Source organism: Terriglobales bacterium, from assembly GCA_035937135.1.
Taxonomy (GTDB): Bacteria; Acidobacteriota; Terriglobia; order Terriglobales; family Acidobacteriaceae; genus DASYVL01.
Genome location: DASYVL010000175.1, coordinates 1 through 4582, shown reverse-complemented (window position 1 = coordinate 4582; position 4582 = coordinate 1). Strand labels below are relative to the sequence as shown.

General features: G+C 65.7%; 3 protein-coding genes. 2 read left to right on the top strand and 1 reads right to left on the bottom strand.

Annotated features, from left to right (window positions below):
• Positions 1–682: ATP-grasp domain-containing protein (locus tag VGQ94_10145; GenBank protein ID HEV2022873.1), on the bottom strand; the 682-nt coding region annotated here is incomplete at its 3' end.
• Positions 683–1192: 510 nt separating this feature from the next.
• On the opposite strand from VGQ94_10145, the gene VGQ94_10140 reads away from it, so the two are divergent.
• Together VGQ94_10140 and VGQ94_10135 are read left to right on the top strand one after the other, a co-directional pair.
• Positions 1193–1642, top strand: a complete 450-nt coding sequence (locus VGQ94_10140; protein ID HEV2022872.1) for a hypothetical protein — start codon at positions 1193–1195, stop codon at positions 1640–1642.
• Positions 1643–1694: 52 nt separating this feature from the next.
• Positions 1695–4582, top strand: a 2888-nt coding sequence (locus tag VGQ94_10135) for a vitamin B12-dependent ribonucleotide reductase (protein HEV2022871.1), incomplete at its 3' end; no start/stop codon positions are given.

Here is a 4582-nt window from a genome sequence, read left to right as displayed (position 1 = left end):
GCACCTGCAGCCGCCCGTCCTCCATTAGAGCCTCGATGGCGATCTCGTCGCCCTCGACGTACGCTTCCACCTGGATGGAATTGCTGGTCTCCTCGCGCAGCACGCCCACTTCGGGGGAGCGCAGCAGGGTGCGGATGCGCTCGAAGGCGCGCACCGCCTCTTCCGGGTCGTCGGCGCGGATGACGCCGCGGCTGCCGGAGAGCGCCAGCGGCTTGAGCACGCAGGGAAAGCCAACTCGATGTTCTCCCGCGGAGAAGATCTTGCGCGGGTCCGCCGTGAGCGGGAAGGGCGAGAAGGCAGGGACGCGCAGGCCGGCATCGCGCAGCCGCTCTCGCGAGCGATACTTGTCGCGGCAGACCTCGGTCGCCTCCGGCGGATGATGCGCCAGCCCCAGCGCCCGGCAGGCGCGCGCGGCGGTGGGAGTGGGCCGGTCGCCCAGGGCGACGATGGCGCTCACCGGCTGGGTGCGCGCGTACTCGACGATGGTCCAGGCCGAGCCCACCGCGTCCTCGAAGTGCAGCGCCAGCGCGCCGTCCTGCCAGGGATCGTCGAGCACATGGCAGCGGTCGCTGCCGAAGGCGACCTCCAGCCCCATGCGCTCCGCCGCCTCCACGAACGCCCGCGTCTGGTATCCCGTGGTCGTGGTCAGCAGGAGGACGCGTTTTTTGGCAGCCTCGCTCACGGTAGTAACGATAGCAGCTTTTCCCGCGGTTCTTTCCCGGCGACGAACCCACGAATACCGCGAACGGAAGGCATTGCACCAAAAACCGGCATTGACCGCATGCCCTCCGCCGCGTAGATTTCTTGCATAGCTGTTCGCGCCAGCCGGAACCACCAGCCAAGCTCAAGATGGGCTCAAGATGGGAAGACCCTCGGGATAGTTGCCCGTGCGCTAAGGGGAAGGAACCAGCCCGGTCAAGGGAAAAAGTACAATATATGGTGTTATCCCCTTGACAGGCCCCATATGCGGGCGTATTGTCCCATCCCACAGCAGGACCGCGGCGGCCGAGGTGACCGCCCGGAAACGCGAACTTGCGGTGGCTATTTACCTCCGATCCGGGGTGCATGCCAGCGGCCGGAGGTGAACCTGACAAGCGGAATCGAGGCTCTTCTGCCTGCGTCTTATAGAAGACGCTTTGGCGGGGCGGTTCTTCTTGTCCTTAACGCAATTTCAACCTGAGCGGAGGAGACGATGGACGGTATCGCGAATTCGTCGCAGGTGAAGTGGTCGAAGTGGTCGGCGTGCGAGTCCAGTTTCAGCCTGCTGCTGGTGCCGCAGCAGCCGGGAGTCTTCGCCCTGGCGGAAGAGGTCGTCCCCGCCGGCGACGGCGTGGCGCAGACCAAGCGCATGCTGGCGATCCTGGAAGTGGGCGCTGCGGACGACCTAGCCCGCTCCCTGAGCCGCCTGTTCGCTGTGGACAGCATCTATCACCAGCGTCTAAGCGCGGCGCGCTGCTACGTGCGCTACGCCGTGATCGCCGAGGCGGGCGAACGGCAGGCGGTAGCCGCCGCGATGCAGCAATGGCTGGCGACGCAGTCGGAGGCCATCGACGTTCCGGCCCCCGCCGCGCCGGCCGCGCACAGCAATCAAGATCTTGCCCCGCGGGACCTGCGGCCAGCGCCGCTCCCCGCCGGCTTCTAGAAGCGAGAAAGAGGAGAACCGAGAGATGGGAACTGCACCGAGGAGACCCCAGATGTCTGATGTGACCCAAAAGAATGAAACTACCCCCAAGACGGCCGCCAAAGTCGAGGCGCAAGCGGCGCCGGAGAAGCGCAAAGCGGCTCCCGGGCTGACCTTCAAGCGATATTTCACCAAGGCGGACGTCTCGCCCTACAGCGAAGTCGAGTGGGAGCGCCGCACCGCGTCCATCTCCGATTCCCAAGGCAACAGCATCTTCGAGCAGCTGGACGTCGAGGTCCCCAAGGACTGGTCCATGACCGCCACCAACATCGTGGCCTCGAAGTATCTGCACGGCAAGCTGGGCGCCCCGGAGCGCGAGAACGGTGTGCGCGCGCTCATCACCCGCGTGGCCGAGACCATCCGCGACTGGGGACAGGCCCAGGGCTACTTCCGCAGCGCCGACGACGGCCAGACCTTCCACGACGAGTTGGTGCACATCCTGGTGCAGCAGAAGGCGGCGTTCAACTCGCCGGTGTGGTTCAACGTGGGCTGCGACCGCATCGAGCCCAACTCCGACGCCCAGAACTGGCACTGGAGCCCGCAGCTCGCCCGCGTCGAGTTCGGCCGCACCGGCTACCGCTACCCGCAGTGCTCCGCCTGCTTCATCAACTCCATCAAGGATTCGCTCGACTCCATCCTCACCCTGGCCAAGACCGAGGGCATGCTCTTCAAGTGGGGTTCGGGGACGGGAACGAACCTCTCCCCGCTGCGCTCTTCCATCGAAGGACTCTCGGGCGGAGGCATCGCCTCGGGGCCGCTCAGCTTCATGAAGGGCTTCGACGCCTTTGCCGGCGTCATCAAGTCCGGCGGCAAGACCCGCCGGGCCGCCAAGATGGTGATCCTCAACGTGGACCACCCGGACATCGTGGACTTCATCGAGTGCAAGGCCCGCGAAGAGGCCAAGGCCTGGACTCTGGTGCAATCCGGGTACGACGGCTCCTCCCCCGACTCCGAAGCCTATTCTTCCATCTTCTTCCAGAACGCCAACAACTCCGTCCGCGTGACCGACGAGTTCATGCAGGCGGTGGAGGGCGACGCCGATTTCTCCACCCGCTCCGTGCTGCATCCCGACCGCGCCGTCAACACCTACAAGGCCCGCGACCTGATGCGCAAGATCGCGCAAGCCACCTGGCAGTGCGGTGATCCCGGCATGCAGTACGACACCACCGTCAACCGCTGGCACACCTCCAAGAACACGGACCGCATCAACGCTTCGAACCCCTGCTCGGAATACATGTTCCTGGACGACTCGGCCTGCAACCTGGCCTCGCTCAACCTGCTGAAGTTCGCGCCCAACGGGACCTTCGACGTCGCCGCCTACCGCTACGCCGTGGACATCCTGATCACGGCGCAGGAGATCCTGGTGGACAACGCCAGTTATCCCACCGAATCCATCGCGCGCAACTCGCACGACTACCGGCCGCTGGGCCTGGGCTACGCCAACCTGGGCGCGCTGCTGATGGCCGCCGGGCTGCCCTACGACTCCGATGCCGGACGCGACTACGCCGCCTGCGTCACCGCCATCATGTGCGGCGAGAGCTATCTGCAATCGGCGCGCATCGCCGAACTCTGCCCGCCCATCGAGCCCGCCACCGAACTCACCGCCGCCAAGCGCTCCGAGCTGGGCAAGGACGGGGGCGCCGCCTGCCCCGGCTTCTACGTCAACCGCGAGCCGTTTCTGGACGTCATCCGCATGCACCGCGCCTCGGTCAACAGAATTGACCACGCCCACGTGCCCGCCGGGGTCTACGAAGCCTCCCGGCAGTGCTGGGACGACGCCCTCGCCCACGGCGAGAAGCACGGCTACCGCAACTCCCAGGTCACGGTGCTCGCGCCCACCGGCACCATCGGCTTCATGATGGACTGCGACACTACCGGCATCGAGCCCGACCTGGCGCTGGTGAAGTACAAGAAGCTGGTGGGCGGCGGCATGATCAAGATCGTGAACAACACCGTGCCCTCGGCCCTGTTCAAGCTGGGCTACACCAGCGACCAGGCGAGCGCCATCGTCAGCTTCATTGACGCCACCGGAACCATCGAGGGCGCGCCCCACGTCAAGGCCGAGCACTTGCCCGTCTTCGACTGCTCGTTCAAGCCCGCCAAGGGCACGCGCTCCATCCACTACCTGGGCCACCTGCGCATGATGGCCGCAACGCAGCCCTTCATCTCCGGCGCCATTTCGAAGACCGTGAACCTGCCGGAGAATGCGACGGTTGAGGACATCTCCGAGGCATACATCGAAGCCTGGAAGCAGGGCATCAAGGCCGTGGCCGTCTACCGTGACGGCTGCAAGAAGTCGCAGCCACTCTCCGCCGCCGGCACCGCGACGGCGAAATCCTCCAGCACGGACCGTGTGGCACGGCCGTCCCCGGCTGCGCTGGAGCAGAACCTGGACGCTCCGCCCCGCGCCATCCGCCACAAGCTGGCGGACGAGCGCCTCTCCGTCACCCACAAGTTCAACGTGGGCGGCCACGACGGCTACATCACCGTCGGGCTCTACAAGAACGGCGAGCCCGGCGAGCTCTTCATCACCATGGCCAAGGAAGGTTCCACCGTCAGTGGCCTGGTGGATAGCTTCGCCTGCGCCGCCTCCCTCGCCCTGCAGCACGGCGTCCCCCTGAAGCTGCTGTGCGAGAAGTTCTCGCACACCCGCTTCGAGCCCTCCGGCTGGAGCACCAATCCCGATATCGGCCACGCCAAGTCCATCATGGACTACATCTTCCGCTGGCTGCACCTGCGCTTCCTCACCGGACAGCAGCAGTCGCTCTTTGAAGGACTGCGTCCCGTCACGCCTTCCATGCTGCCGGAAAATGGCGGCTCTGCCTTGCCAGCTGCGGAAACTCGGAAGTTGGATCTGGAAACCACCAGCTCTTCCGTCCACGCCAGCGATCGCCTGAAAGA

Excerpts from the sequence above, each read along its gene's own strand:
- VGQ94_10140 (HEV2022872.1), top strand. The coding sequence starts at position 1,193 with ATGGACGGTATCGCGAATTCGTCGCAGGTGAAGTGGTCGAAGTGGTCG.